Annotated in this window: 26 protein-coding genes, 1 tRNA gene and 1 pseudogene; 2 read left to right on the top strand and 26 right to left on the bottom strand. The window is 51.5% G+C overall.

All coding sequences use genetic code 11. The features are described 5' to 3' along the window. Positions 1–54 precede the first annotated feature (54 nt). The 5 genes from DWY95_RS15505 to DWY95_RS15525 all read right to left on the bottom strand — a co-directional run bounded on the left by DWY95_RS15505 (position 55) and on the right by DWY95_RS15525 (position 5,348). Entirely contained in the window at positions 55–1,509 is a 1,455-nt protein-coding gene (locus DWY95_RS15505; protein ID WP_118554191.1) for a GGDEF domain-containing protein, read from the bottom strand. Between the two features lie 33 nt (positions 1,510–1,542). After that, the gene (locus tag DWY95_RS15510; RefSeq protein ID WP_118554192.1) at positions 1,543–2,337 is read right to left on the bottom strand and encodes an ABC transporter ATP-binding protein; all 795 of its coding nucleotides are present in this window, start codon (positions 2,335–2,337) and stop codon (positions 1,543–1,545) included. Then, positions 2,330–3,271 carry an ABC transporter permease gene (locus DWY95_RS15515; protein WP_118554193.1) on the bottom strand — a complete coding sequence of 314 codons (942 nt, stop codon included), beginning with the start codon at positions 3,269–3,271 and terminating at the stop codon, positions 2,330–2,332. The genes DWY95_RS15510 and DWY95_RS15515 overlap by 8 nt, the downstream gene beginning before the upstream one ends. Before the next feature lie 143 nt (positions 3,272–3,414). Then, positions 3,415–4,443: an ABC transporter substrate-binding protein gene (locus tag DWY95_RS15520; RefSeq protein ID WP_118554194.1), complete on the bottom strand. Its 1,029-nt coding sequence runs from the start codon at positions 4,441–4,443 to the stop codon at positions 3,415–3,417. 158 nt (positions 4,444–4,601) lie between these two features. Further along, positions 4,602–5,348 carry a YkgJ family cysteine cluster protein gene (locus tag DWY95_RS15525; protein WP_118554195.1) on the bottom strand — a complete coding sequence of 249 codons (747 nt, stop codon included), beginning with the start codon at positions 5,346–5,348 and terminating at the stop codon, positions 4,602–4,604. Between the two features lie 518 nt (positions 5,349–5,866). On the opposite strand from DWY95_RS15525, the gene DWY95_RS15530 reads away from it, so the two are divergent. Continuing rightward, positions 5,867–5,942, top strand: a tRNA-Ala gene (locus tag DWY95_RS15530). A 188-nt stretch (positions 5,943–6,130) separates the two neighbouring features. Here DWY95_RS15530 and DWY95_RS15535 read toward each other — a convergent pair. From DWY95_RS15535 to DWY95_RS17145, 8 genes are all read right to left on the bottom strand, one after another. Continuing rightward, positions 6,131–7,744: a recombinase family protein gene (locus DWY95_RS15535; RefSeq protein WP_118554196.1), complete on the bottom strand. Its 1,614-nt coding sequence runs from the start codon at positions 7,742–7,744 to the stop codon at positions 6,131–6,133. Positions 7,745–7,861: 117 nt separating this feature from the next. Further along, positions 7,862–8,023, bottom strand: coding sequence for a hypothetical protein (locus DWY95_RS17140; protein ID WP_158577575.1), 162 nt, complete (start codon positions 8,021–8,023; stop codon positions 7,862–7,864). Further along, complete coding sequence (locus tag DWY95_RS15540; RefSeq protein WP_227619302.1) at positions 7,995–8,411, bottom strand: type II toxin-antitoxin system PemK/MazF family toxin; 417 nt, start codon at positions 8,409–8,411, stop codon at positions 7,995–7,997. Before DWY95_RS15540 ends, DWY95_RS17140 begins: the two co-directional genes overlap by 29 nt. Beyond that, positions 8,411–9,208 (bottom strand): DUF6551 family protein, encoded by a 798-nt coding sequence (locus tag DWY95_RS15545; protein WP_118554197.1) that lies wholly within the window; start codon positions 9,206–9,208, stop codon positions 8,411–8,413. Before DWY95_RS15545 ends, DWY95_RS15540 begins: the two co-directional genes overlap by 1 nt. Then, positions 9,205–10,194 carry a hypothetical protein gene (locus DWY95_RS15550; RefSeq protein WP_118554198.1) on the bottom strand — a complete coding sequence of 330 codons (990 nt, stop codon included), beginning with the start codon at positions 10,192–10,194 and terminating at the stop codon, positions 9,205–9,207. Before DWY95_RS15550 ends, DWY95_RS15545 begins: the two co-directional genes overlap by 4 nt. Then, a complete protein-coding gene (locus DWY95_RS15555) occupies positions 10,172–10,417 on the bottom strand; it encodes a hypothetical protein (protein WP_097783479.1) in 246 nt (81 codons plus the stop codon). The genes DWY95_RS15550 and DWY95_RS15555 overlap by 23 nt, the downstream gene beginning before the upstream one ends. 416 nt (positions 10,418–10,833) lie before the next feature. After that, positions 10,834–11,160: a helix-turn-helix transcriptional regulator gene (locus tag DWY95_RS15560; RefSeq protein ID WP_158577576.1), complete on the bottom strand. Its 327-nt coding sequence runs from the start codon at positions 11,158–11,160 to the stop codon at positions 10,834–10,836. Beyond that, positions 11,150–11,374 carry a hypothetical protein gene (locus DWY95_RS17145; RefSeq protein ID WP_158577577.1) on the bottom strand — a complete coding sequence of 75 codons (225 nt, stop codon included), beginning with the start codon at positions 11,372–11,374 and terminating at the stop codon, positions 11,150–11,152. The genes DWY95_RS15560 and DWY95_RS17145 overlap by 11 nt, the downstream gene beginning before the upstream one ends. 418 nt (positions 11,375–11,792) lie before the next feature. Between DWY95_RS17145 and DWY95_RS15565 the strand changes: the two genes are divergently transcribed. Continuing rightward, positions 11,793–12,155 carry a helix-turn-helix transcriptional regulator gene (locus DWY95_RS15565; protein WP_118554199.1) on the top strand — a complete coding sequence of 121 codons (363 nt, stop codon included), beginning with the start codon at positions 11,793–11,795 and terminating at the stop codon, positions 12,153–12,155. Positions 12,156–12,277: 122 nt separating this feature from the next. On the opposite strand, the gene DWY95_RS15570 is transcribed toward DWY95_RS15565, so the two are convergent. The 13 genes and pseudogenes from DWY95_RS15570 to DWY95_RS15635 all read right to left on the bottom strand — a co-directional run bounded on the left by DWY95_RS15570 (position 12,278) and on the right by DWY95_RS15635 (position 26,770). Further along, on the bottom strand, positions 12,278–12,499 hold the full coding sequence (locus DWY95_RS15570) for a hypothetical protein (protein ID WP_015564162.1): 222 nt from the start codon (positions 12,497–12,499) through the stop codon (positions 12,278–12,280). A gap of 139 nt (positions 12,500–12,638) precedes the next feature. Continuing rightward, positions 12,639–13,064: a response regulator transcription factor gene (locus tag DWY95_RS15575; RefSeq protein WP_097793460.1), complete on the bottom strand. Its 426-nt coding sequence runs from the start codon at positions 13,062–13,064 to the stop codon at positions 12,639–12,641. Between the two features lie 75 nt (positions 13,065–13,139). Then, positions 13,140–14,888, bottom strand: a complete 1,749-nt coding sequence (locus tag DWY95_RS15580) for an ABC transporter ATP-binding protein (protein WP_118554200.1) — start codon at positions 14,886–14,888, stop codon at positions 13,140–13,142. Next, positions 14,889–16,673 (bottom strand): ABC transporter ATP-binding protein, encoded by a 1,785-nt coding sequence (locus DWY95_RS15585; protein ID WP_118554201.1) that lies wholly within the window; start codon positions 16,671–16,673, stop codon positions 14,889–14,891. A 126-nt stretch (positions 16,674–16,799) separates the two neighbouring features. Then, positions 16,800–18,266 carry an energy-coupling factor ABC transporter ATP-binding protein gene (locus DWY95_RS15590; protein ID WP_118554202.1) on the bottom strand — a complete coding sequence of 489 codons (1,467 nt, stop codon included), beginning with the start codon at positions 18,264–18,266 and terminating at the stop codon, positions 16,800–16,802. Further along, positions 18,263–19,015, bottom strand: coding sequence for an energy-coupling factor transporter transmembrane component T (locus DWY95_RS15595; RefSeq protein ID WP_118554203.1), 753 nt, complete (start codon positions 19,013–19,015; stop codon positions 18,263–18,265). The genes DWY95_RS15590 and DWY95_RS15595 overlap by 4 nt, the downstream gene beginning before the upstream one ends. Beyond that, entirely contained in the window at positions 19,015–19,611 is a 597-nt protein-coding gene (locus DWY95_RS15600) for an MptD family putative ECF transporter S component (protein ID WP_097776306.1), read from the bottom strand. Before DWY95_RS15600 ends, DWY95_RS15595 begins: the two co-directional genes overlap by 1 nt. A 141-nt stretch (positions 19,612–19,752) precedes the next feature. Further along, positions 19,753–20,718 carry an AraC family transcriptional regulator gene (locus tag DWY95_RS15605; RefSeq protein ID WP_097776305.1) on the bottom strand — a complete coding sequence of 322 codons (966 nt, stop codon included), beginning with the start codon at positions 20,716–20,718 and terminating at the stop codon, positions 19,753–19,755. Between the two features lie 425 nt (positions 20,719–21,143). Next, a complete protein-coding gene (locus DWY95_RS15615; protein ID WP_118554205.1) occupies positions 21,144–22,526 on the bottom strand; it encodes a relaxase/mobilization nuclease domain-containing protein in 1,383 nt (460 codons plus the stop codon). Positions 22,527–22,594: 68 nt separating this feature from the next. Next, positions 22,595–22,927 (bottom strand): plasmid mobilization relaxosome protein MobC, encoded by a 333-nt coding sequence (gene mobC, locus DWY95_RS15620; RefSeq protein WP_118554206.1) that lies wholly within the window; start codon positions 22,925–22,927, stop codon positions 22,595–22,597. Then, positions 22,924–24,537, bottom strand: coding sequence for a helicase C-terminal domain-containing protein (locus DWY95_RS15625; RefSeq protein ID WP_243082852.1), 1,614 nt, complete (start codon positions 24,535–24,537; stop codon positions 22,924–22,926). Before DWY95_RS15625 ends, mobC begins: the two co-directional genes overlap by 4 nt. Before the next feature lie 79 nt (positions 24,538–24,616). Continuing rightward, positions 24,617–24,805 carry a transposon-encoded TnpW family protein gene (locus tag DWY95_RS15630; protein WP_097779733.1) on the bottom strand — a complete coding sequence of 63 codons (189 nt, stop codon included), beginning with the start codon at positions 24,803–24,805 and terminating at the stop codon, positions 24,617–24,619. Positions 24,806–24,911: 106 nt separating this feature from the next. After that, positions 24,912–26,770 (bottom strand): annotated as a pseudogene (locus DWY95_RS15635) (AAA family ATPase). Between the last annotated feature and the right edge of the window lies 1 nt (position 26,771).

Consider the following 26,771-nt stretch of genomic DNA (forward strand, 5'->3'; position numbering starts at 1 on the left):
CCCGGCGGGCGCTGCTTATTTATTATATGTTTTATTGTATCCAGAACGGTTCGCCTAAGCCGAGGGCCGCGCTGCACGCTTCTGACGTTCCTTTTCCCTGTACATCCGGTCGTCGGCTTCGCGGAGGAAGGCGGGCAGGTCTTCGACCAACGACTGCCAGAACGAGCCGATGGCTGCATCCACCTGATGGCGGACCAGTGCCGCCCGCAAAGCTTCCACCTGCTGTTCAAATTTTTCCTGCGTGACCGGGCAGCAGATGACCACGAACTCGTCCCCGCCAATGCGGCAAGCTTTACCGGGGAACACATCGTTCAGCGCATCCGCTGCACGGCAGATCAGGGCGTCGCCCGCTGCATGGCCGAAGCAGTCGTTGCAGCGCTTCAGGCCGTTGAGGTCCATGTAAATGCCGCCCACCTGTTTCAGCGCGTTCTCCTTCCCTGCCTCCAGCAGCTCCATATACCGGTTGCGGTTGTCCAGCCCGGTCAGGGTATCCCGATAGCTCAGGCGATACAGCTTTTCCTGCACCTTTTTCTGTTCCAGACTGTTGGTGACGAAGAACTGGATGGAGGACAGCAGCGTCGGGTCATGCGAATGCTCTCTGGGGTTATCGACGCCCAGAAAGCCGATGATGCGCGTTTCCCGCCGCAGTGGCACCGCCAGCAGGCGCTGCACATTCTGCTGCTGCATCATCGCATACAGCTCCGTGCCTTTTACCTGCCCGACATCCTCCATGAAATAGATCCCGTCCCGTTCAAAGGCCTCCAGCCAGGAGGCAATGATCTCCACCGGAACTTTCTGCAAGTTGTCCTTTTCGGCGCTCACACCATCCCGGACGAACTCGTGGGTATTCACAGCGATGCCGTTGGCTGCGTTCAGCTCATAAACATAGCTGCGGTCTGCACGAAAATAGTCATTGATGACACCCAGCAGGTCATGGGTCGCTTTGTCCAGATCGTGCCCGCCGCCGGAGAGCTTCTCGACGCAGCGGTTCAGCACCGTGGCGATGTCCAGCTTTTCCGACAGATGCGCCCGGCTCGTTTCCAGCCGGAGCATCTCTTCGTTCTGCTCCTTGATGGAGACCAGGAACATCAGGACCATCGCAACGCCAATGGCCAGATCGACCAGCGCCAGACCGTAGTGCACGATCTGGATCGAGATCGCGAGCAGCGGCAGCACCAGATAGGACCCCGTCGCCAGAAACATGCCCCGGCTGATGCGCGCCCGGTATTGCAGCAGCAGGCTGCCGTCCAGCGCCATGGCCACCACCGGAACGATCATGGAAATGGGATACCCTGCAGTGCGGTGGTAGACATTGGACGCATCGAACGTATAGTACAGCCCGGTGAACTGCGATACGATCACCAATGCAAGGCCCACACAGCAAATAGCCCGCACCACCTTCACCCGCTTGAGGGCTGCGTTTTCTTCCGGCGTCAGGAGCATTGCACAGATGTAATAGTGAAAAAACAGCAGCGTCAGCTCCACGAGGAAAAAGGGCGTCCCACCCATACACAGGCAGGACGCCCTTTCCTCAGAACCAGATCAGGACAGGATCATGCGGTCGTTTGCAAACTCGCCGCCGCTGGCGATCTGGAACTTGGCCAGCAGGTCGGAGACCTGCAGCTTCTTCTTCTCCTCCCCGGAGACATCGTAGATGATGTGGCCCTCGTACATCATGATGAGGCGGTTGCCGTACTTGATGGCATCCTTCATATTGTGGGTGATCATCATGGTGGTCAGGTGGTTCTCCTCCACGATCTTGGCCGAGAGGGTCAGCACCTTGAGCGCCGTCTTCGGGTCAAGAGCGGCGGTGTGCTCGTCCAGCAGCAGGAGCTTGGGCTTGTTCATGGTCGCCATCAGCAGAGTCAGCGCCTGGCGCTGACCGCCGGACAGCAGACCCACGCGGGCGGTCAGGCGGTCTTCCAGGCCCAGGTCCAGGCTCTTGAGCAGTTCGCGGTAGCGCTCCCGTTCGGCCTTGGTGATGCCGATCCGCAGGCCGCGCCGCTTGCCGCGCCGGGCGGCCAGAGCGAGGTTCTCTTCGATCTGCATGGTGGCGGCCGTGCCGGTCATGGGGTCCTGAAAGACGCGGCCGATGTAGGCGGCGCGCTGGTGCTCGCTCAGTTTGGTGACGTCGATGCCGTCGATTAGGATCTTACCATCGTCTATAGGCCAGACACCGGCCACCGCGTTCAGCATGGTGGATTTACCCGCACCGTTGCCGCCGATGACGGTAACGAAGTCGCCCTCGTTCAGCTTCAGGTTCAGCCCGTTCAGGGCCGTTTTCTCATTGACCGTGCCTGCATTGAAGGTCTTGGAGACATTCTGGATCTCAAGCATTTTTCGCACCCTCCTTCTTTTTTGCAGTCGGCTTTGCGAAGTACCGGCTCTTCCAGTAAGGCACCGCCAGGAAGATGGCCACCACGGAAGCGCTGAGCAGCTTGAGCAGGTTTGCGTCAAAGCCGAGGGTCAGCACCAGCTGGATGACGATGTAATAGATGATCGCACCCAGCGAAACGGACACCAGCTTGAGTGCAAAGTTCTGGAAGATGCGGCCAAACACGGCCTCACCGATGATGACAGCAGCCAGACCGATGACGATGGCACCGCGGCCCATGCTGACATCTGCAAAGCCCTGATACTGGCTCAGCAGCGCACCGGACAGTGCGACCAGACCGTTGGAGACGGCCAGACCCAACACCACATTGAAGCTGGTGTTGATGCCCTGTGCGCGGGACATGGCGGGGTTGGAGCCGGTGGCACGGATGCCGCAGCCCAGCTCGGTGCCGAAGAACCAGTACAGCACCCCGATGAGTACCGCCGTGACGAGGATGACCATCACGATGGGGTTGTGCAGGGCAAATTCCTTGACCCAGCGCAGCGAGATGAGCAGGTCGTACTTGTCCACATTGATGGACTGGTTGGCCTTGCCCATGATCTTCAGGTTGATGGAATAGAGGGCCAGCTGGGTCAGGATGCCGGCAAGGATGGCCGGGATGCCCATAAAGGTATGGAGCAGGCCGGTGACCAGACCCGTGGCAAGGCCCGCCAGCAGCGCCACGAAGAGCGCTGCCCAGACGTTCATGCCGGAGAGCAGGCACATGACGCAGACCGCGCCGCCGGTGCCGAAGGAGCCGTCCACGGTCAGGTCTGCGACATCGAGGATGCGGTAGGTCAGGTACACACCAATGGCCATGATGCCCCAGATGAGGCCCTGTGCACAGGCGCCGGGCAGCGCACCGGGCAGGTTGGCAAGTCTAGCAAGCAGTTCCAAAATAAAACCTCCAAACGATACACTTTTTTCGTTCCCGCGTTCATACGGGAACAGCGGAGAAGCGCATTTTCCGCTCTCCTCCGCTGTATTTTATCCGGTTTTCCGCAGCAGCGGAGCCTCTGCTCTGCCGCCCGCTGTGCGGATCACCCCTCGATGGCCTCGTAGCCTTCCGGAACGGTCAGGCCCAGGTCCTCGCAGATGGTCTTGTTGTACTTCTTGGTCACATCGGTGTACTCGATGGGCATCTCCGAAATGTCGGCCTCGCCGATCAGGATCTTAGCGGCCATCTCACCGGTGGTGTAGCCCAGATCGTAGTAGCTGATGGATAGGGTGGCCACGCCGCAGCCGGAGCAGATGCCCTCTTCACCGGCGAACACGGGCTTCTTGGCCGGGCGGCAGATGCCGTCGATGATGCCGGTGTTGGCAGCGCAGGTGTTGTCAGTGGGGACATAGACGGCGTCGTTCTCGTCCGCAGCCTTCTGGCAGACGGAAGCCAGGTCGTTGGAGTCGGAGAAGGAATACTGGGTGGCGGTGACACCGGCAGCCTCCAGATACTTCTGGACCTCATCCACCTGATACTGGCTGTTGGCCTCGGCGGAGCAGTAGAGCAGGCCGACCTTCTTGGCGTCGGGCAGCCACTCGGTGATCATCTCAGCCTGCTGGTCCAGCGGGGCCAGGTCGGAGGTGCCGGAGACGTTGCCGCCCACGGTGCCGTCAAAGTCGGTCAGACCCAGCGCCACGCCGTATTCGGTGACAGAGGTACCCAGAATGGGAATGCTGTTGGTGGCAGCCTGTGCAGCCTGCAGAGCGGGCGTTGCGTTTGCCATGATCAGGTCCACGCCTGCGGAGACAAAACCGTTGGCGATGGTGGCGCAGGTCGCGGAATCGTTCTGTGCATTCTGGAAATCGAACTTCACATTGTCGCCGAACTGCTCGGTCAGGGCATCCTCAAAGCCCTGCGTTGCAGCGTCCAGAGCGGCATGCTCGACCAGCTGGCAGATGCCGATGGTATAGCTCTTGCCGTCAGCTGCGGCCGAAGCGGCCGTGGAAGCCACAGACGAAGCCGTAGAGGAGGCTGCGCTGGAGGCGGAACCGCCGCAGGCAGTCAGAGCAGCAGCTGCGCCGCAGACAGCGGCAGCAGACAGGAACGAACGGCGAGTGATTTTACGCATAATGATTACTCCCTCAATTTCCATTCTGCGGCCACAGGATGCCGCAGGAAAGCGTTTTCTCAAGCGGTTTTTCACGTCCGCTTTACACTCGTGAAGTATAGCACATTTCCTGCCCGAATACAATCCGTCCGCAGCCCAAGTTATTGATGGAAGTAATTTTATCGTTCGATTTTTTCGATGGATTTATCAAAACGCACGTTCCTGCGCCGTTGCAGCGCGGACAACTTTTCGAGTTCCGTCTCCAGCCAGACGAGATTTTTCTCCAGTTGCGGCAGGAACGGCTGTGTGATCTCATATTGATAATAGAGCGCCTGCCACAATTTCTGCTGCATCCGCCGTTGGAAGACCGGTTCAAAGAGCGCTTCCAGCGCCTCCACCCGGTCTTCCAACGCAAGGCAGGTCTGCGCCCAGCGCACATCCGTCGCCTCCCGCGCCGGGACATCGTACCGGGCCAGATAGTCCCCCACCTTTGCCTCAAACACCTGCCCGCCGCAGCGGGTGGGCTGCAAAAAGTAGCCGACCTCCCCTTCCCTGGTGATCTCCTGTGCCAGCGGATAGAGCGCACAGACCAGCGGTTCCGCCTCATGGATGGCGCAGTGGTCTTCGGTCAGGAAAGGGCAGTTGTTCCCCTCCTCCCGCACCGGGGCCAGCCGCAGCACCGGCAGACGGCTCACCTGCCCGATGGACGCCTTGCAAAACGCCCGCGCCACCGTCCGCGTCGGCAGCCGCAGCCGCGCCGCGATCCGCCACAGATCGAATCCGGACAGCACGATGTCCTCCCGCCCCCGGCAGCAGTCCCCGCAGCCCGCGCAGGCAAACGAAAACGCCTCGTCCCGCCCCAGCAGCGGCACTTCGCGGGTAAAATCCACCCGCCCGCAGAGGTCAATCTGACTTTGTTTGAGCATCCTGGTTCTCCTCACTTCCGGTTTGACGGCCCGCCGGGGCCGTGCAGTTTTGGTTGGACTTGCTTCCAGCTTACCGCACTTTTCCGGAAATTACAACCATTTTCATCCGCTTCCCTTCGCCGCCTCACAAAACTCCTTGACAAACTCTCCAAAAAGAGGTAAACTAACAGCGTCGCAAATCATCTTGTCAATATGGGCCTATAGCTCAGTTGGGAGTGCAAGCGTATCGCTTTTGTGCCCCACAGAGTTGTGGGCATTCAAATGGGGAGTATGTCGGTTGGTCGCCCAACCGCGTCACGCCCCTAAATATGGGCCTATAGCTCAGCTGGGAGTGCAAGCGTTGCATTCCCGATCTGGTGTTATAGCTCATTTGCCCCCATTAGAAATTGGGTGCTTTTTTGTGGGCTCGTAGCTCAGTTGGGAGTGCAAGCGTATCGCTTTTGTGCCCCACGGAGTTGTGGGCATTCAAATGGGGAGTATGTCGGTTGGTCGCCCAACCGAGTCACGCCCCTAAATATGGGCCTATAGCTCAGCTGGGAGAGCGTTCGGTTCGCATCCGAGAGGTCAAGGGTTCGAATCCCTCTAGGTCCACCAATTTGCCGCATCGTTTTGTACGATGCGGCGTTTTTTATGCCTAAAAAACTTTGGCAGACCGTGCCGGGCTCCGAACCCTGAAGTCGGATGCGAACCGGGCGGGGTCATCCATGTACTTTTTGAAAATCCATCGGTTTCACGCTTCTTTCTTTGCATTTTGCAGAGTGCTGCGGGCAAGCGCATCGCTTTTATGCCCCCTTCTCGGAAATTTCTTCAAAAATTTCCGCACCATCGTAGGTTGACACAGCCTTGAGCTGTTCCACTTGGTTGAAGCTGGCGTTCAGGGTGATCGAGATTTCGTAGTCTTTTCGGACACGAATCTCCGTAATGAACTGCTGCAAGATAGCGCGGCGTTCATCGTGGTTGGCGGTGTCGTACACATCCGCCCATGTAAACAGCTCGTTGCAGATGTAGTTGCTGCGCTTTGCCGTTTTGGTGGCTTCTTCGTATTCTTCCTGTGCCTGCACGAGCTGCTTTTCCAGAGTTTCCAAAGTCTCTCTTGCCTCGGCTACCAGTGTGCCGAGCAGTTCTTTGTCCAAGGCACTTACGCCCCGGATGACGAGGATGGTTTCGGCTTTCAGGTCGTCCAGTTCTTTCTGCTTGCTTTCCAAGTCTTTCTGGATTTTCTTGACCTTCTTCTGGATGCGAGCGGCATCGTTGGTCTTGACCGATTCCAGCAGCTTCTTCCGGGAAACCTCCCGGAACTGTGCGAAGATCTGCCGGACAACTTCTTCTACAATGGAATCCAGCTTAGAAACACCATAGCCGGACTGCCCATCGCAGTCACCCGGATGCCGGATCTTATAAAAGCAGCTATACCGGGGCCGGACTTCTTTCACCGTATGCCCATCTGCGTAGGTGTGTGTCCGTCCGCTGCTGGTCAGGCTCAAGCGGTTGCCGCAGTGACCGCAGTAAACCAGCCCGGTCAACAGGGCTTTGGAGCTGGTGCCCAGTGAAGTGCCGCCACGCTCACAGGTGCGTGCCTGCCGCAGTTCCTGTGCCTGTTCGAACAGCTCTGGTTCGATGATGCGGAGCTGTGGGCATTCGGCCTCCACCGCACCGTTGATGAGGTATCCCGTGTATCCTTTGTTCTTGATCATCCGAACGATGCTGGTGTTGGGAATGTTTTTGTTGTTCCGTCCTACGACTCCCTGTTCATAAAGATAGTGGCTCAACTTCTGTGCGCCGTAGCCCTCGTAAACGTACTTGTGGAAAATCAGCCGGACGATCTCCGCTTCCGCTTCGTCAATCACAAGGTCGCAGACTTCTTGATTTTTCTTATTTACCCGGCCAAGCCGGACACGCTTGTAGCCGTAAGGCACAGTTCCGCCCGTGTAGTGTCCTTCCCCGGTGAGCTGTTCCAGCCTTGTCCGGGTTCGTACAGAGGTTTTCAGGCTTTCGCCGGATGCCTGCCAGTAGCGGATGTAGTTCATCAGCTTGTCCACATGGGTGTCAAATCGCTGCTGTCCCTCGTTCACGCTCCAGACTTCGATGCCCTGCTTCGTGAACCACTCTACGATAAAGGGCGTTTCATCATCACGGCGACCGAGACGGTCAAACATGAACACCAGCAGGATGTCAAACTTGCCCTCCATCGCGGCCTGTTGAATTTTCTGGAGTTCGTCACGCTCTTTGGCAGATTTTTTGAAGCCGGAAACGCCTTTTTCGGAAAATTCCTTGACGATCTCCCAGCCCTGACTTTCTGCAAAGTTGCGGCAGGCTTCTTTCTGCATGGGGATGTCGTCTTTCTCGACCTGTCCCTTTGTCGAAACACGGTATAAGGTATAGACACGTTTTTTCATTTCAATCTCTCTTTCTTTGAGTGAGAAAGGAAAAATCAAACGTGTTTCGTCCATATTTTGTTTTCAAGGTTCAGTTCGATTTTATCTTATCTCACGCATTCAAGGAACACAAGGATGTCAGGCAGCGGTGTGCCCTGCCGTGCGCAGGATGGTGGTTTGCAGCAGCTTCTGGATCGCATCCAGACAGTCCGTATCCGCAGGCGCATAGGTGATCTTGACTTTGCAGCCTTTGACGGAAAGAGTTTCAGATTTAGCGGTGGTATCGCAGATAGCGTTCATAGGCCTCCTTTCTCCATACCCATTCGTTCAGATCGAGCTGATAGAGCAGCGCATAATTGAGCCGAATGAGTTCCGGGATGCTCAACCGCCCCATCGGGCGGATCAGCCGTCCCTTGCTGATGGTCTGGACAGATTCTGCCAAGATCATAGAGGGCTGCAAAAAAGCCCGATTACCGTCCACAAGAACGTGGGCTTGGTGATCGGGCTTCTTTGCAGTATTTGATGTGACAGGCGCAACAATGAGGTTGGGCGAATAGCAGTTTGCGGTGTTGTTCTGCACCACGACCACAGGGCGGATACCGCCCTGCTCGGAGCCAAGGTGCGGCTCCAGATTGGCGTAGTAAATATCACCGCGCAAAAATTTTCGGTTGACTGGGATCATGCTCATCACCGCTTGCAGGGCAAATTGTGGGTACGGCCAGCACCGTTGTAGATGGACAGGATCTGTTTCATGTGGCGGTCTGCCACATTGCCAGTGTCGTTTTGTGCCAACCGGGTGATGGTCTTGGGATGCACCGTGCGCAGCCGACCAACCAGCCGCTCCCGGCTGTATTCGCCCTGATACAGAGCCAGAAAACGAGCCATGCCGTGCAGGATGCCAGACAGGAACGAATCCGAATCTCCATCCCACGCATCCACAAGGATACTCAGCATTTCCCGGTAAAGGGCAGCGCCGTAACTCTTGTAGATGTAGTAAGCCGAGCGGATGCAGTAGATTTTCCACGGGGCACGAATCCCATCCAGTGCAAAGCGGACACCTGTGTCCTCCGTTACCGAAACAAAATCGCAGGCGTTTTCTTCGTGTGCCACCAGTTTGGCACGAAGCTGTTCACCAGCGGTCAGTTCGCTGGAAATGCCTGTCTGCACAGCAAACAGCAGAGCTTCATGCTCTTTAGAAAGGCCGTAGAAGACCTTGCAGCGAATCGGGAGGTCACGCCCACCGTTGCACGTTTTCCGTGCCTCAATGGTGTTCTGACCATCAAAGACGAAGTAGCGGCCATCCCGGTAGCTGACCTTCGGCTCATTGGCGATGTACTCCGAAAAGTTTGCTGCGATTCGTGCAACCTTGCCCATGCGGAGCAGCCGCTGATATTCGGCGCAGGGGTTCAGCAGAACGCTGTCAACGTACCGCACCTCGAAGTTGCACTCCGGCAGGCTGGAAAGGTTCAGGTTAGAAAGCATCATAGCGTTTTCTCCTTTATTTTCAGAAGATACTGTACGGCATCTTCGGTCAAGTCATGAATGATCTTGCGGCAGTCCGAATCTTCAAAAACATCCGGGTATTCTTTGAAAATGCTATTCCAGCGGCGAATGAAGTCCTCTTTCGCACCCTGCACTTCGCACATCATCAGGGAACCGTTTGCAACGGCTCGTTCCTGATAGCGGTTGTCAATGGATGCTTTCAGAAAGGTTCTTTCTTCGGTAGTAAGCTGGCGTTGATGCCCTTGGATGCTTTTGCTGATTTCAGAAAGCGTTTGTTTTGAAGAAGTTGTTTCGGCTTTTCGGGGCTGACGTTCCTGCTTTGGCTTCCGCAATTCTGCAAGAGCAGCAGGAATTTCTGCCTTTGGCGTTTTTGCCAAGGCGGTGATTTCTGCATCCGTTGCCTTAATGCGCCCGGTCAAGATTTCTTCTCTTGCACCGGGGACTGCATCTTCCGCAGCGTCTACGCCTTTGGCATACTTCTCTGCTCTCTTTACGGTAGCCGCCCCAACGCCGTTTTGTGCGGCAATGCGCTCACAGGTGGAGAGCTGCTTTGCCCTCAATGGATCATTTTGAACCATTGAGGTGAACCGTCCGTTCTCATCGTGTGCCCGCTCTTTGGAGCCGCCCCGTGCCATCTTTTCGGATTCATACAGCTTGCCCATCAGAAACTTCTTCCGTTCCGGGTCGAGATTTCTGCGTCCAAGCTGGTTCTGGCAGATCCATGAAAGAGCCGCGTAACGGTTATCCAGTCCGATCTCCTGTATCTGGTAGGCGATGAACGGATGCTTCCGCAGGATGCGGTAGCGGGTATGCCCGTCCAGAATAAAGCCATTCCAGATGATAATGGGATTCAGCAGCCGCCCTTCGTGGAGAATGTTCTGCTCAAGCTGTTGTTCTTCTTCAAAATTCAGGGGCGGGATCTTGCCCTGAAACTCCGGGTCGATTTTAAGCGCATTCAGATTCATCATCGAAATGGCCTCGCTTCACATACTGCCCAGCGTTCTTATCGGGCTGTACATAATAATCGAAACCATAGCGAATCTGGCAGTAGGTGCAGACATCCTTGATCTTCTGCTTAGGGTCTGCGCGCCGGACGCGAACGCCCTTTGCCCCCTGAAAGGAATCCAGACAAATCGGGCAGAGGGTAGTCAAGCTGGCTTCGTCTACGCAGTTATTATAAAATCGACTCATATAGATTTCCTCCATATCGGTATTTTGATGGGAAATGTAAAACCACCAGCCAAGAAATCCTCAACTGGTGGTTTGAAAAACACTATTTTTCTCCTATTTGTCCTCGACACCCCGGAGGTGGGAACTTTTCGGCGGCGGATTTGCACCGCTCCATTGGCATCTCAGCCACCCCGTCTGCTTTCTGACCGGGCCGCGAATTACGGAAGTATCATTGTCTGGAAGTACCGAAAAGCTGCTTCTTCAATTTTCAAGGTACACGGTACAGTTTCGGACTTTTCGCCCCCCCTGTGAGGGGGCTGCCCTTGCTGTGACCATAGTGTACTTGAAAACTGAAGTTCTCGTTAGGAACCAGTAGTTCCGGTTTTGCCATTTTCACCGGAACCAATCGTTCCGGTTTACAACAGTAAAACGTTTGATCAAGCAGATTCGCCCAGCATTTCCAGCATAACAAGAATCCGCCGCTGCATTTCTTTCAGTTCTTTGCGGAGCATTTGCAGCTGATCTTGCAGTTCCTGCTCCCGCTGGGACGCAGACACACCTAAGACGATGTAGTCCAGCGAGGAGCCAAATCGCTCCCGCAGCTCCACAAAGAGGTCGACAGACGGAACTTTCTCACCCTTCTCCAGATTTCTCATGTAGCGGTCACTGATGTTCAGGTCGATGGCAAGCTGTTCTTGTGTCACTTCACGGTCTTTTCGGAGGTTTTGGATTCGTTCACCCGTTGCAGCAGGATCATAATACATCACTCCCTCCGTTTCTTCCGCCGGGAGTGGGCGGAGCTTCATCTCCCATGCCGGATACGGCCAGCACATGATTTTTCACCAACATGAAAATACAGTCGGCATCAGCACTATGATTTTTGGTGCGCTTTTTGACGTTGGAAACTTCCAGCAATCGAGACAGTCGGAAGTACCATGTGGTCATCTTGAACCACGGAAGCAAATAGGTCGATTTCATTATCAATAATCCTCCAGTTATTTTACGGAATGTGAGCATTCGGACAAAAAGGATCGTGGTGGCCCACGACACCTTGCCCTTAAAAGCGCAAAAACGCCAGCCTCCCATGGCGGGAAGCTGGCGCAATATTGCACATCGGCATGATTATGGGTTGTGAAGTAGAACAATTGTGCCGGTTTGTTGGCATTCTGGTCTACAGCAACAGACAGGCTTTTTTTGATGCGTTACCCCAATAAAAAATCACAGTTACCTCCACAAACGGCAACTGTGATCGAATAGCGCGTGAAATCGCCCGGACGAGTTACCGTTTTTTTATAACTCGACCGGGAAACGCAAAATCGGCACAATAGGACAAAATCGCGGGAACGATGATGTTATACCGCTCTTTCCGCAAGAACGATACAATACTATTGAGGTGATGATGATGCCGAATGCGGATGCAATCGCTCTGGGGATGCATATAAAGGCTGTCCGAAAAGCGATGAAAATGACACAAGAGCAACTGGCACTGAAAAGTAATGTTTCGGTGAAGTATATCGCCAATATTGAAAATGGAAAACAGAATCCTTCTTTTGACATTTTAAGTGCAATTCTCCATGTTCTGCCACTTTCCTTGGATTCGGTTATCAACCCGAACTTATCAGAAGCAGAGCGCGAATGTCGAGAGTTAGAATCGATTTATTTTGCTTGTCCGCCAGAAATGCGAAAAACGCTGTTGGATGCCACAAGGTCACTCGCAATCCATTTGACAGAACTTTCAGAACAGAACAAAAACACCTAAGCTGCCAGAGTGGACGTTACGCTTCTCTCTGGCGTTCTTTTGTCTGAATACGCAATATTCTAACAGGTCATTCAATAAAATCACGTGAAAAGCAAACGAATTACACAATAATTTTCTCGTAATCAGTCTCGTTGTGGATTTTGAACCTCTTTTTCAATGGCAAGATCATTTTCTAGCGTATCATATAGTTCTTGTGGGGTACGGCATAAGACTGCGTAGAAGTTGATAGGAGCACCCTCATTAAAAAGCCGTACATACCCCCATCGACATGGGAGAACCTCTAAATAGGATGCCGTTTGCAAAAAATCTTCAAACTCTCTCAGAACATCTTCGAAGGATTGCATCTTACCGCCTCCTAAAATCTTTTTTCTATATTTTAGAAAAGATTATTTCCGATTGCAAGGATGTCAATTTTTATCTATCCAGCTAACGATAAAAGCCATACTCAAGGTTTAAGTTACCCATTGAGTATGGCTTTTATCGTTATAAGGAATCTTTTTTCACTGAAATGTTCGGCATAAATTGGTAGCCGAGGTTGGAGATCGTTCGGATATAGACAGGTGCAGCTCTATCATCCTCGATTTTTTGCCGGATGCGTCCAATTGTATTGGTAACAGCAGTCAGGCAGCTTTCACTATCCTGATGCCACACGGCTTCAAATATCTGCTCTTTTGTAAACAATTGTCCCGGATGCCGTGCCATTAAACTTAAAACGCCATATTCGTAACGGCTCATGTACACTTCCTGTCCGTTTTTGAAAACACGACGGTGTTCTAAGTTTATTTCCAGACCGGGATAATTCAAAGTGTCTGGCGCAGCACGGTTCATTTCAATCCACTCAAAAATCGTCTGCTCTTGGGGAGGGCAGTGGCCCTTCGTGATACGAACAATAACTTCAATTTTTTGCATAGAATTCTTCTAGAATCTTTGGTGAACAACTTCTCACAGACATTTAATGCTCCGCATCGCATACGCTGAATTTTGTTAAGCAAGGCTCCATCCAGCCGCATTCTTTCGGATGTTGACAAACTCCTGATAAATGCCGGGCTGCTTCAAAAGTTCTTCGTGCGTGCCCTGCTGTGCAATCTGACCGTTGTCAATGACCAAAATCTGATCGGCATTCTGGATGGTATTCAGACGGTGGGCGATTACGAGAAGTGTCTTGCCCTTTACCAGTTCCGAGATGGCCTCCTGAATATAGCTTTCATTATCGGTATCAACACTTGCAGTCGCTTCATCCAGAATGACAATCGGTGCGTCCTTCAAAATGCAGCGGGCGATAGAGATTCTTTGCTTTTCGCCGCCGGACAGAGTAGCACCGCCTTCACCGATGACTGTCTGGAATCCATCTGACAGCGCCATGATAAAATCATAGCAGCGGGCTTTTTTTGCAGCCTCATAGACTTCTTCCTCGGTAGCGTCCGGTTTACCCATGCTGATATTGTTGTAAATGGTATCCTGGAACAAGTACACCCTCTGGAAAACCATGCTGATCTGTTCCATCAGTTCGGCGAGAGGTACATCCCGAATATCTGTACCACGGATTGTCACTTTGCCGGATTTCACATCCCACAGCCGCGCCAGAAGGTTCGCAATCGTGGATTTGCCACCGCCAGACGGTCCCACAAGTGCGGTCATGGTATTCTTCTGCATAGAGAAGCTGATGTTGTGCAGGACTTCCTTGTCCTGATAGGCGAAGCCCACATCGCTAAATTGTACTTCTGGCTGATCCGGCTGTGCCTGTGACAGAATATGTTGATTTCCGTTATCGGGAAGTTCGGGCTCATCCAAAACAGCTTCAATGCGGTCTAATGCGGCATTCATCACGGTCAGTCGGGTTGCTTCTCCATAAAGAGCTTTCAGAGGTCCAAAGAGATCAAAGACAAACAGCAGCACGCCCAAAAGATAAGCCAGGGAGAGTACGCCTTCCTGATGTAAAAAAACGGATAAACCGAAGATAGCGGCAATACCCACGCCATAGAGAATGTTTAAACCAGTGGTCCACGGTGTCATTTTCTGCTCAAACTTCGTATTGACATCCCTTGATTTTTTGAAGTTTTCCGTTAATTCGTCAGATTTTTCTCCGAGCAGATTGTAACTTTTGATAACCCCAATTCCTTCAGCAAAAGACAAGACCGCATCCGTCAAATTCTCGCTTTGGTTTTGACGCCCGACAGCCTCCTTGAAGGAAATCTTATTCATATATTTTGCAACCAGTGATGCCAGCAAGGTAATGATTACCGCAATCAGCCCAAGTCTCCAATCCAGTACGAACATAAAAACAGCTAAAACCAAAGTAGACAGCATATAGCTCATCATGTTGCCAATGGTACTCATAGAAACTTCCTCAATGAATACCATATCCGTACTGAGAACAGAGCTGATTTTGCCAATATTCCCCGATGTAAAGTAACCCATCGGCATTTTTCTTAAATGATTTCCCAACTCCATCCGTTTATCAGCAAAGATCATAAATCCAGCGGCACTTTGCAGACGGTCGCTCAAATAGTGAACCACTGTCTGAACCACTACAACAGCTAATAATCCAAGTCCGACAAACAGACAGGTCTTTCCAGTCAGCGTATTATCAGCAAACCCGGCCAAGACAATAAACGCCATGAAGATCGGCATTTTGGAGAGAATGGACTCGACAAATGCACATAGAAATGCAGCCTGAATACGGCTTTTATACCTCCCGGAGAGGTTCAGGATTCTTGAAATCAATGCAAACATTTATCTTCCCTCCTTTGCAGTAGATACTTTCCACTCGGCGCTGTCCTGAGCCGCTTTCCACAACTTTTGGTATTCTGGGCAAGCTTGAATCAGCTCCTGATGTTTTCCGGTTGCCACCATCTTTCCGTGATCCATAACGCATATTTGATCTGCGTTCATTATAGCGGGAAGTTTGTGAGCGATAACCACCAAGGTTTTTCCCTCCACCAGCTCCGCAATAGCAGCCTCCATTTTTTCCTCATTTTCTGGATCAGCATAGGCCGTGGCCTCGTCAAGCACTACAATCGGGGCATCCTTCAATATTGCCCGCGCCAGGGAAATTCGCTGGCGCTGCCCTCCGGAAAGCATTTTCCCCGCATCGCCCGCCATGGAGTGAATACCTTGCGGCAGCTTTTCCAGAAACTCCATACACTGGGCTTTCTTCGCCGCCTGCATTACTTCCTCATCGGTAGCATCCAAACGTCCAAGACGGATATTTTCCAGCAGGGAGGTGTTAAACAGGTACTGATCCTGAGCCACATAGGAAATGCGGCTGTTCAATGCCTCCAGGCTCATATCACAAAGTTTCTGCCCGCCAATGGAAATGCTCCCTTTCTGCGGGTCATAGTAGTGGATCAACAGTTTTGCAAGGGTGCTCTTGCCAGAACCGGATTCACCAACTAGGGCAGTTTTTTGTCCTGCTTGTGCCACAAAGGTAATATCGTGGAGGACTTCGTTTTCCGCTATTATCGGTTTCCCATCTGGGCCAGGCTGTGTCGTCTGATACGCAAAGGAAACATGATCGTAAGAAATGTTAAAATCCTGTCCGTGGAAATCATCCTCAGCAGCTTGCAGCGGTGCCGCATTTAACATCTGTTCAAGTGCCGTGATCTTATAATTCAGATTCGGAATCGTCTCCATAAAGCTCAGTGCTTTCAGGAGAGGAATCCCAATGCTGAGGGAAAGGCAGAGGACTAAAATCAAATCAGGTAAAGTGCTTATGCCACAGAGAACAAACCATGCCCCAAGAGGCAAAGTCAGAATAACAGTGCAGGGCAGCAGACTTCCGTATATCGCCATCCAGGGCCAGGCGGCCTTATACCATGCCAAGGTATAATCCCGATAGTCCGTTACATCCTTGCGGAAGTTCTCGTAAGATTCACTCTCCCGGTTGAAAACCTTGACAACCTCCATACCATTGATGTACTCAATGATCGTGTTGTTCATTTTCTGTGCAGACTGATAGTAGGGGCCCATGCGCTTCATTCCAACAGAGTACATAATGACCATGGAGAGCAGGCTGATCGGGATAGAGGCCAAAGACATAAGAGCCAGTTTCCAGTCCGCACAAAACATAGCAACATAAATCACCAGCGGAATCAGTAAATTTGCGATACCCTCCGGGACTGAATGAGCAAGGAGCAATTCCAAGCTGTCCACATCATCGACAAACAGCTTTTTGATTGTCCCTGTCCCTTTTTCCTCCACAATGCCAAGGGGAAGTTTCTCAAACTTCTCTTGCAGAGATACCCGCAGCCGGAACAATGTGTTATATGCTGCTTTATGAGAAATTGATAATCCCCATCCATATAAAACCGCCTGCAAAACAAGACAGATCAAAACCCCTATAACACGCAATAAAACAAATTCTGTCTCAACAGAATCGCCCATAACCAATGGTGAAATGACCTGATAGGCCAGCACAAAAGGCAGGACGCCCATAAGAACGCTGACCAGTACAACGACCGTGGCCACATACATATTTTTCTTGTATGGCCCTGCGTACTCAAAGATTTTTTTGAACATAAGCCCTCCTTATATTGAGCCGTACTGTCTGTGCTTCAAAAACAAGAGGCCGCCAAAGTAAAGCGGCCTCTTATCATTATCTTTCTGCCCAGTCAAGGCGGCCCTGACATTCATAATTTCTAAAATTCACTGGCGGATTCGGAAAAAATCCAAAACCTTTTTACTGCCGGATTCGTCCAATGGATAGCTTTCTTTTATTTGCCCTTTTTCCATATGGACTACATACGAACATCCCGCCATCACCAACTCCGGATCATGCGTAATAACAAGAAGCGTTTTGCCCTGATCCGCGAGTGACTTCAAACTCCGCGCAACTTCCCGCATATGTTTGAGATCAAGCCCGCTGGTTGGTTCGTCAAACACAATGATCTCCCGGTTACTCACAATGGCAGATGCGATCGCTACCCGCTGTTTTTGCCCGCCGGAAAGAGAAAGCGGGTGCCTGTCTTTATATTCCAGCAGATCAAACTGTTTAAGGATTTCATCTGCAACAGTTTCATCCTCGTTGTCCATGCTCAGAAGCACTTCATCCATCACGCTTTCGGTAAATAGCTGATGGCTGGTATCCTGCATTACCATGTAGCAATGTTTGAGCCGGGCTTTCCAATCAAGAGTTTTCCCGTCAACCTGCAAAAGGCCACACTTCTTTTCCAGTCCGCAAATACAGCGGGCCAGAGTAGATTTTCCAGCGCCATTCAGGCCGATAATGGCAATCGTTTCTCCAACAGGCAGTTCAGCACTCGGAATATGGAGGCTTTCCGGTTCCCGCTTTTTATACGCAAAGCAGAAATTTTGAAATTCCATCAGTTTAGCTGTATGCGCCTGATACTGATTCGCGGGTTTCAACTTCGAGAGAGAAAACGGCCGCAGCCCCATTTCTTTTCGAGTGCTATCCGATAAACTGTCAAATTCAGCAGGCGTGTATTCCCGTTCAATCTCCCCATCTTTTACATACAGCACACGATCTGCAAGATCGTGAAGGTAGTAAAGGCGGTGTTCTGCAATCAGAATTGTTTTGCCCTGCTTTTTCCAGAGGCTCAAGACCTGCCGCAGGTCATCAATAGCAGCCACATCCAGATTAGAAGATGGTTCGTCAAGGACCATAATTCCCGGTAGCAATACACTTGATGAAGCACAGGCTATTTTTTGCTTTTCGCCCCCGGACAGAGCAAACACGCTTCGCCCCATCAAATCTTCAATATGATAATCGGAAACTGTACGGTCAATCCTTTTCAGGATATCTTCTTGGGGATAGCCTAAATTTTCACAGGCAAAGGCTAATTCACTATCCGTATCCACGTTGAAAAACTGACTTTTGGGATTCTGGAATACAGATCCCACCATAGCAGCCAAGTCATAAAGCGGCGTATCTGATACGCTTTTTCCGTCCAGAAGGACATCGCCCTCTAAATTACCTTCGTAATAATGAGGCACCAGCCCGTTTACCAAACGGGTAATCGTTGTTTTCCCGCAGCCGGATTCTCCCGTGAGTAAAACAAATTCCCCTGTGTTTATGGTGAGATTGACATTTCTAATCCCTCCGCCGCTGGATTCTTCACCATAAGAAAAAGAAACATTTTGAAAATCTATCATGGCAAAATCCCTCCTGCGGAAATTATCGGGGAAGCAATCGCCCAAAACACTACAAAGCAACAAAACAAGATCAGCACCACATCGGCAAAATTGAATTTAAGCTGGCAAATGTTTGTGCGTTTGACAGGAGCGCCGAGGCCACGGGTAATTGCCGCAGCGGAAAGTTCCTCACCGATTTTCACGGAGCAGGTAATCATCGGGATCAGCTTATACTCCAATATTTTTGAAGTTTTTTTCCCTCCAAGTTTAATCCCACGCATTTTCATAGCGTCACTGATTGCTTCTGACTCCTGAAAGACAGTTGGAAAGAAGCGGAACATGACCGTTAAGGGGATCGTCACTTCTTTAGGCATATGGATTCTTTCCATGCCGGAAATCAATTCACTGACCGTTGTTGTTTTCACTGCATAGGCAGCAATCGCAACACTGGGAAGGATTCGGCAGAAGAATCCTGTTGTAAACAGAACGAGGAAATTCAATATCCCCGTAAGGTGCGGCAAAACATAAATTTGAACAGCAAAAAAAGCAGAAAACACAGCAATATAGCCCACAGCTTTTGCACATTGTTTCGAGGTAAGCAGCAATATAGCCGGAACCGTACAAAGAACAAGGCGGATCAGCCCCATAGCTTCTCCGCCTGTTCCACCCATGACAAAAATGCTTATGATGAAGATGAGCAACAGTTTTGTACGCGGATCGAGCCGTAGCCCTTGTTCTGTTTTTTTGCTGTGCAGAATTTCCCGCGCCATTATGCAATACCTGCACGCTGGAAGTGCTTTTTGCAAATGGCTTTCCCAATCATACCTCCGACAAGGCCAAACACAAAGCAGGCAACCAGCAGAATAGGCGCAATCCACATAGGCATATATGTATTAAGGGTAGCTGCATATTCAGCGCCGTATCCTTCAGTCAACATTACCATATAGCTTTCACGGTTCAGGAAAATGGGAGCAAAGTTGCCAAACACCCAGATGCTGAACACGCCGCAGGAAAGAACTGTACTCTTTGCACTTTTGTAGTCCGCCTTTTTCAGGATCACGTCGGCCAACAGGCCGCCAACAAGACCAGTTACCATAGTAAGATAGCCGTTGCCGAAGAACACCATGATTAGGCCAATCAGGAAACCCATGATTGCAGTCATCCCGAATTTTTTAGCCTTTGTAACATACAGCATATAGGGGATGCCGCCAATCAAAGGGCACAGCACCGCCATCAGCGGAATAAAAACGGGGATAAAGCCAAGCATCGCCACCAGCATAACAATCACGACATAGATGACGGTGTAGATGCCGATAGTAATTAAATCTTTTCCCTCAAGCCGGGAACTTTTTTTCTGGGAACTCATACCAGTATCCTCCTTATCTCTGAGAAAATGAAAATGTGGTGTAGTTAGCTTTTTCTAACCACACCACATATAATAGCAATTTGCGCCCACGATTCCACCCCAAAACCAATTTTATTCTACCCAAAATCAGTATTTTTGCGTTTATCCAATCGTAGCTTCTGCTTTATAGTTTTTCGGATTCACTCCGTATTTCCTTTTGAACGCCGCTGCGAAATTGCTTGCTTTTGAATATCCCACCAGTATAGCTACCTGGCTGACATTCAAATTACTTTCTAACAGCAGGCTTGCCGCCTTTTCTAACCGCTGGTCGATGACATACGCATGAACCGATGTTCCGAACAGGGAGGAAAAGCCCTTCGTCAATTTTGAAGTGCTGATATTGACCTGCCGCGCCAATTCCTCGCAGCTCGGAGCCAGGGCAAGCTGGCTGTCAATAATTCGCTTTGCCTCTATGATGGAATCCCGGTCACTTCTGGAAATTGCAACGTAGGTTGACGCGAGAATACTCAGCTCCAGGACCTCGCTCAAATATACCGACAGCAACTCAAAGACCTTGCTTTCCAGAAACAGGTATCCCAACCCGCCGCGATATTGCGTGAAGTCTTTCAGCTCCGCAAAAATGTGTTCCATATAGGGCGTGATATTCACCTTTGATATACCGTCCAATAATTTTTTCTGATAGACCTCAATCTCACCGGCCTCAAAGTAGTCATTCAGAATCTTATAGAAATAGGATAGAGGTATTTTCACATTTTTGAAAAGGAAATCGCTCTTTTTAGAATAGCACAGATATTCCATTTTCCCGTGGCCGCGATAAATACAGGATTCACCCTTTTGTATGCTGGCACTTTGCCGGTTGTCTGCAATATTCCAGGAAACGCCGTCATTGAAGCAGAACAGCATTTGTATGTATTCTTCACTGCTCACTCCCTGCACGTTCATATCCGAAAAGTAATTCATTCTCCAGTCTGAAACAACTGCTCCCTGTTTCGTGACGATCTGCGAAATCTGACCGGTTCCCATGTCTGTCGGAATATCTATGGTGATCGTCTGCGGTGAATTAGAGAGCAGATCACGATAAAGATTATTCATGTATTGATTTGTCATGTATGAGCGCCCTCCTTATGGTTAGCTAAAGCTAATAACAGTTTACAACACCAACCCGGAAAAGTCAATTTGTATTCCTTGTGTAGCCAGAGCCATGATGGATCACACCATGAATGGAGGTTCAGCCGTGGCCTTTTTCTGTTTTTCTTTGCGGATACAGCCATTTTACCCTTTCCAGATTGTAGTATTAGTAGAGGGAGAAATAGAAGGTAGGGTTTCGATAGCAAGCAGGGCAAGTTGGTACCAACTTGCGATTTTTGAATCGGATTTTTCAAATCTAAATTCAAAATGCTTGTTGGGCTGTGCCCAAACCCCTTTCGATCTGCATCGTGCCGATGCAGGCTGCGCGTTTGTTCCAAACACTTCTATAACAAAAAGGACAGCCTAGGACTCTCCCACAAGGAAGAATCCTAGGCTGTCATCGTTTATCGGGACTGTGCTTTTTCGGTGGGGTTCTTTTCTTCGGCAAAGAACAAATCTACGTTACGCTGCGCACGAAGAAGTTCCTGCATCTCGTCTTTCGCTTTACGGTAATCCGGGTAGGCTGCTTTCTTCTCTGTCAGCAGCTTGGAATATTCTGCGTCCAGTTCTTTCACTTTGGGGAGCTTTTTCAGGTCGGCTTCATTGAAAGCCGCTTTTGCGGCCTTGTGCAGTGTGATCTCCGCACGATGGCTTTCCAGAAACCGCTTGCTGTATCCGGCCTTGCGGTAGGCATCATAAGCAGGCCGGGTCTTGGCATAGTTGACAATGTGCGCTTTCAGCACCGCAATTTCTGCCATGCGTGTTTCTGCCGTCTTGATGGAACCGCCCAGCTCGTGATAGCGGGCAGTAGCAGCGTTCACGCGCTCCTGCATTTCCGCTACGCTGCCGATTTTCTTCTCCTGCAAGAAAATCAGCGTCTTGGACATTTCTTTCAGATTGTACTTTTTCGCCCACTGCGCATAGCCGCAGCTCTTGCCCTCGGCCAGCTTTGCCTGCACATCCACCAGAAGATTGAACGGTTTTTCTTTCACCGTCTGCTTCTGGCGCGGACGATGTTCGGCTTCTCCAGCAATCACAGCTTTCATTTCTTCTTCGCTGTATCCTGCACCCAGCGTTTTGAAGCGGATGAAGCGTTTCTGCCGCTTTCCCTTGACGGAAGTATATTTTCCGCGTTTGACTTCATAGCCCTGCTGCTCCAGCTTTTGCAGAAAATCTTCGTAGCCTTTAGGCTTGCCGGCCAGAATGGTGTCGATCACGCTGCATAGACGGTCACGATTGCTTTCTTTGGGCGGGTAGAGTGTCCGCTTTTGCCGTTCCCGGTAGGGCTTTGTTTCAATGACAGAAAGCTGATGCTCCAAGCAGATCAAGTCGCTCAATCGCTGCACGGCCAGCCCGGACAATAAAAAATCCCGGAATTTCCGGGTGCTGTCCAGTGCAGTGGAGTTGTAGATAATGTGGTTATGAATATGCTCCCGGTCTGTATGGGTGGCAACGATAAAAGCATATTTGCCTTTGGTAAACCGCATCGCAAGTTCGTAGCCCACCTTGTTGGCTTCCTCGGCGGTGATCTCACCGGGCTTGAAAGATTGCCGAATCTGATAGGCGATCACATCACTTTTCTGCCTACGACCCGTGGCAAGTTCATACTGCCGCTTGGACAGCATAAATTCTTCATCTACTGTTAGAGGGCTGCACTCGTAGCTGCTGACCAATTCGCCCCGCTTGGTTTTGTCTGGATTCTGCGCATAGTCCGTGCGGCTTTTCAAGCAGGCCACAACGGTTTTCCCCTTATTTTTGTGCAGCGCAATCAAACGTGTTGCGGCCATGTCCACCACCTCCCACAGTTTTATCTTTATAATATGTAGCCCCACAGCCGAAGCCGCAGGGCAAAAAATCAGAGGTCAGCCAGCCGGGAAAGAATCTGCTTGCCAATATCAATCAGTTCATCCAACCGAGTGCGCAAATCCTCCAAATCGGCGGCATAGACCTGACCGTTTTCATTGGCGGCTTTGGCATACTGGTTGAGATTGTTGCTGCACATTTGCAGGAGATAGGCCATGCGGCGCAGCTCCTGCAAATCGAGATGCAAACAGTAGCCATCCAGTGCCATCTTGCGCAGATAAGAACCGATGCTTAAAATGCCGCTGGATTCCATCTTCTTCCGAATCCGTTCCAGCTCCTGCTTGCTGACCCGGAAATGAAGCTGCTGGTCGCGGCGGTCATTCATCGGGCATCACCATCCTTGTCGAGATAGCTCTTGAACGGCTTGACGATTTCTGTTTTGTCTGCCTTTTCTTCCAGAGCTGCCAGCACCGAGGGGCGGCGAGGTTCATCCTCCCTTTCTTCCTCATCCTGCTCCGGCTCATGGTGCTTTTCGTCCACATCTAACTGGGCATTCAGTTCGGCAAGACGAGCCGACTTTTCAGCCAGTTCTTCTTCCTGCGGGAACGGCTTTTCCACTTCGATCTGCGCCGCCGCTTGCTGCTGTTTCAGCGTGGCCAGTTCATATTCAGCAGAAGTGATGCGTTCCGGGAAATCGTTCAGAGAATGATCCAGACGGATGATACAGCCAAGAGGGTCTTTGCCCAGTGCTACCGGGTATTTCCGCTGACCTTTCAAAAGAGCCTGATATTCGCTGTGGTAGGTGTCGAACCGCAACGACAGTTCAAAGCCGCGATAACTGCCGATCACTTTTTCCTCACTGTTAGGCAGCTCGGAGCAAGCGAGAAGAAGCCGCTCGCCAGCAGTCTTTTTTTCATCGTAGGCCACGCCCCTGATGGTCATGCCGCAGAATCCCTCTTGCACCTGTGGGTGTGCGGCGGCAAGTTCGGCATCCGATTTCACGCCAGCAATATAGGCGGTGGTTTCCTGAATGTCAGCCGGGAACTTTGTGAGCAGCTTATCTTCCAGACGGAACTTCTGGCTTTGGTGGTCGGCTTTCAGCACTTTCAGTTTCGCCACCTGCACATCCAAATCCATCTTTTCCTTGATGAGCGGATTTCCAGCACACAATGCCTTGATCTCTGCATAAGACAAAGCCTGTTCGTCCACATCATCGCAAGAGCGTACCGGGGATTTTGAAGTCATGATTTGGCTGATGAATCGCTGTTTATTCTCCAAAGTTTGGAACAAGTAGCTGTCAAAAGTTCCCTCTGTGACGTAGTTGAACACCTTGACTTCCTTATTCATATTGCCCTGCCGGATAATGCGTCCGTTGCGCTGGGTCATGTCGCTGGGCTTCCAGCCGACATCCAAGTGATGCACCGCCGCAAGCCGCTGTTGGACGTTTGTTCCGGCTCCCATTTTTGCGGTGCTGCCGAGCAGAATCCGCACATCGCCGGAGCGCACTTTGGAGAACAATGCGGCCTTTTTTGCTTCGGTGTCGGCATTGTGGATGAACTCAACTTCACTTTCCGGCACCCCGGCGGCGACCAATTTCTTGCGAATATCATCGTAGACATTAAAGTTGCCATCGTTCTTTGGTGTCGAGAGGTCGCAGAATAGAAGCTGCGTCAGCTTTTGCTCCTTGCCATCCGCCCAGATTTGCAGCACGTTCCGAACACAGGTGTTCAGCTTGCTGTTGGGGTCGTCCGGCAGGATGGGGTTCATCAGGCGAACATCCAGACCGATCTTTCGGCCATCGTTGGTGACGCACAGCATATTGTCCTCGGACGCATCCACCGTGCCGGAGTGGATTTTCGCAGCGCGTCTGCTCAGCTCCTGCACCATTTCTTTCTGAATCTCGGACGGTTTCGCTACCACGGTTTCAAACTTTGCATCCGGCACAGGCAGATGAAGCTGATCGCTGGTTTTAATGTCGGCAACCTCTTTGAACATCGACATCAGTTCCGGGAGGTTGAAAAACTTCGCAAATCGAGTGCGCGCACGATAGCCCGTACCCTCGGGCTGGACTTCGTCAAGAGGTTTTCGGTAATTTTTCTAAATTCATCAGGTTGTCTGCAAGGAAGTCCCTTGTGACCTCATGTCTGCACATATCCTTGAACATCTTTTCAATCGGCTTTTTGGCGGTTTCGGACTGCTTCACACACACAATAAAGGTGGTTTTACCAATCTGCACCGAATAACTCGAATTCTGATTCTCCATTCGATTTCTCCTTTTATCGTCACTTTTTGAATTTGGCTGGCAGACTGGCAACTGTGGGTGTACCATGATTTTCTTGCCAGCCAAATTTTTCTGCCAGTCAAATGGCTTATTCCATCCAAAAGACCTTTTTGCGGCCTTCCACGATCTTGCTTTTCAGGGCATCGCCCAGTTCCCGCTTGGCATCTCGGACAGTTCTGCCGGGGATGCCCCTTTCCAGTGCAGCCTTGTCGATGTCCTCGCTGAGCACCTGCTTTCCTCCGGCAAGCAGGGTGCAGATCAGGTCTTTGGCTTGCTGGGTCTTGGTTTCCCGCTGCGGCTCGATGCCGGACAGCATCTCGTCTGCGGTAATGTCATACTCGCCGACCCAGTGGAATCCACTTTCATCGCCCAGCGAGAACGCCAGCGATGCACCCGGCGGGGCAAGCGAACTTTTCTCATGGGTCAGGATTCGCATAGTCGGGTCGTGCTTCAGCTTGCCGATGAACATGACGCTGCGCACAGCGGCGGCAATGTCGATGGAGCCGAGACCACGTTGCAGGCTCTGCATCCCGGCTGCTTTGTTCAGGTGCCCAATCAGCAAAATAGCGCAGCCTGTTCGCTGCGCTACCTGTCCCAGCCGCATGAAGATGGGCCGGACTTCGTTTGCCCGGTTCATGTCTACATCGGCACCAAGATATGCCTGAATCGGGTCGATAATGACCAGTCGGGCGTTGTTCTCGATGATGGCTTTTTCAATTCGTTCGTCCGAAAGCGTCAGCTGCACATCGCTGTCGTCAATGACCAGCACCCGGTCAAGGTCTGCGCCGGCTTCGATCAGGCGGGGCTTGACCGTATCGCCCAGACCGTCCTCTGCGGTCTGGTAGATTACGTTGAAGGGTTCCATACGCTCCATGTTGGGCAGCAGCTTTCCATTGGTGCAGGCAGCGGCAAGGTGCATGGCAAAATAAGTCTTGCCCTCGCCCGGATTGCCTTGCAGAACACTGAGCTTTCCAAAGGGCAGATACGGTTTCCAGAGCCAGTCCACCGGGGTCAGCTCCACGTCGCTCATGCGGATGATCTTCACCGTTTCCGGTTTTGCCGGCTCTTTCAGCACGATGCTCTTGAAATAATTGCGGTTCGGAATCTCTGTCCGATGCACCAGAACATCGTTCCAATCCTTCATACAGGGCTGATCACGCTCATAGTTTCCGGCAGCAGAGCCGCCAGCCGCTTGCAGGCATCCTCTCCGGCTTTGTCAGAATCCAAACAGAGGAACACACGTTCCATGTCCGGGCGTTCAGAAAGGAACTGCTGCAATGCCTTTGCAGACACGCCGCCCAGTGCCAGATAACTGTGCTGCTGCCAGTTCTTTGGAAACAATTCGATGAAGGAAAGCAGGTCGATGGGGGCTTCAAACACCATCAGCTGCTTATCCGCACCACGGTGCGCAAACCCGAAAGACTTTTCTGACCCGGCTACGTCTTGCCGGAACTTCTCATAGATGCCTCGGCAGCTTGCATAGCGTGGGTGTCCGTCTGCATCCCGTCCGACAAACACCGCATTGTGATGGGTTGCATCCTCATAGATGTCACCGGTAGAAACAAAGAAGTTCACCAGTGACGGGCTGAGTTTCCGTTCCTGCGTCAGATAGTTCAGGATGTTGGCATTGGTGACATTTCGCAGCGGCAAGCGAAACGCAGGAGAGGGGGCGGGGGCGGCATCTTGCCGGCTCTCGCCCTGTTCTCCGGTCAACAGCTGCACCGCTTCAGGGAAGGACTTGCCGTAAAACTCCATCACAAAATCGACCGGATAGCCGCCTTTGCTCTGGCTGTGCCGGAACCATTTGTTTCCGCACACGGTCAGGCTGTCGTGGGCTTTCCAGCGGTATTCTTTTCCGCTGCGCACCAGCATTTCGCCCTGCGCACGGAGAAAATCTTCCAGATTGGCGGCGTTTGCACGGTCGATCTGGGCTTGCGTGTAGGTCATG

The organism is Faecalibacterium sp. AF28-13AC, from assembly GCF_003478405.1.
Classification (GTDB): domain Bacteria; phylum Bacillota; class Clostridia; order Oscillospirales; family Ruminococcaceae; genus Faecalibacterium; species Faecalibacterium prausnitzii_E.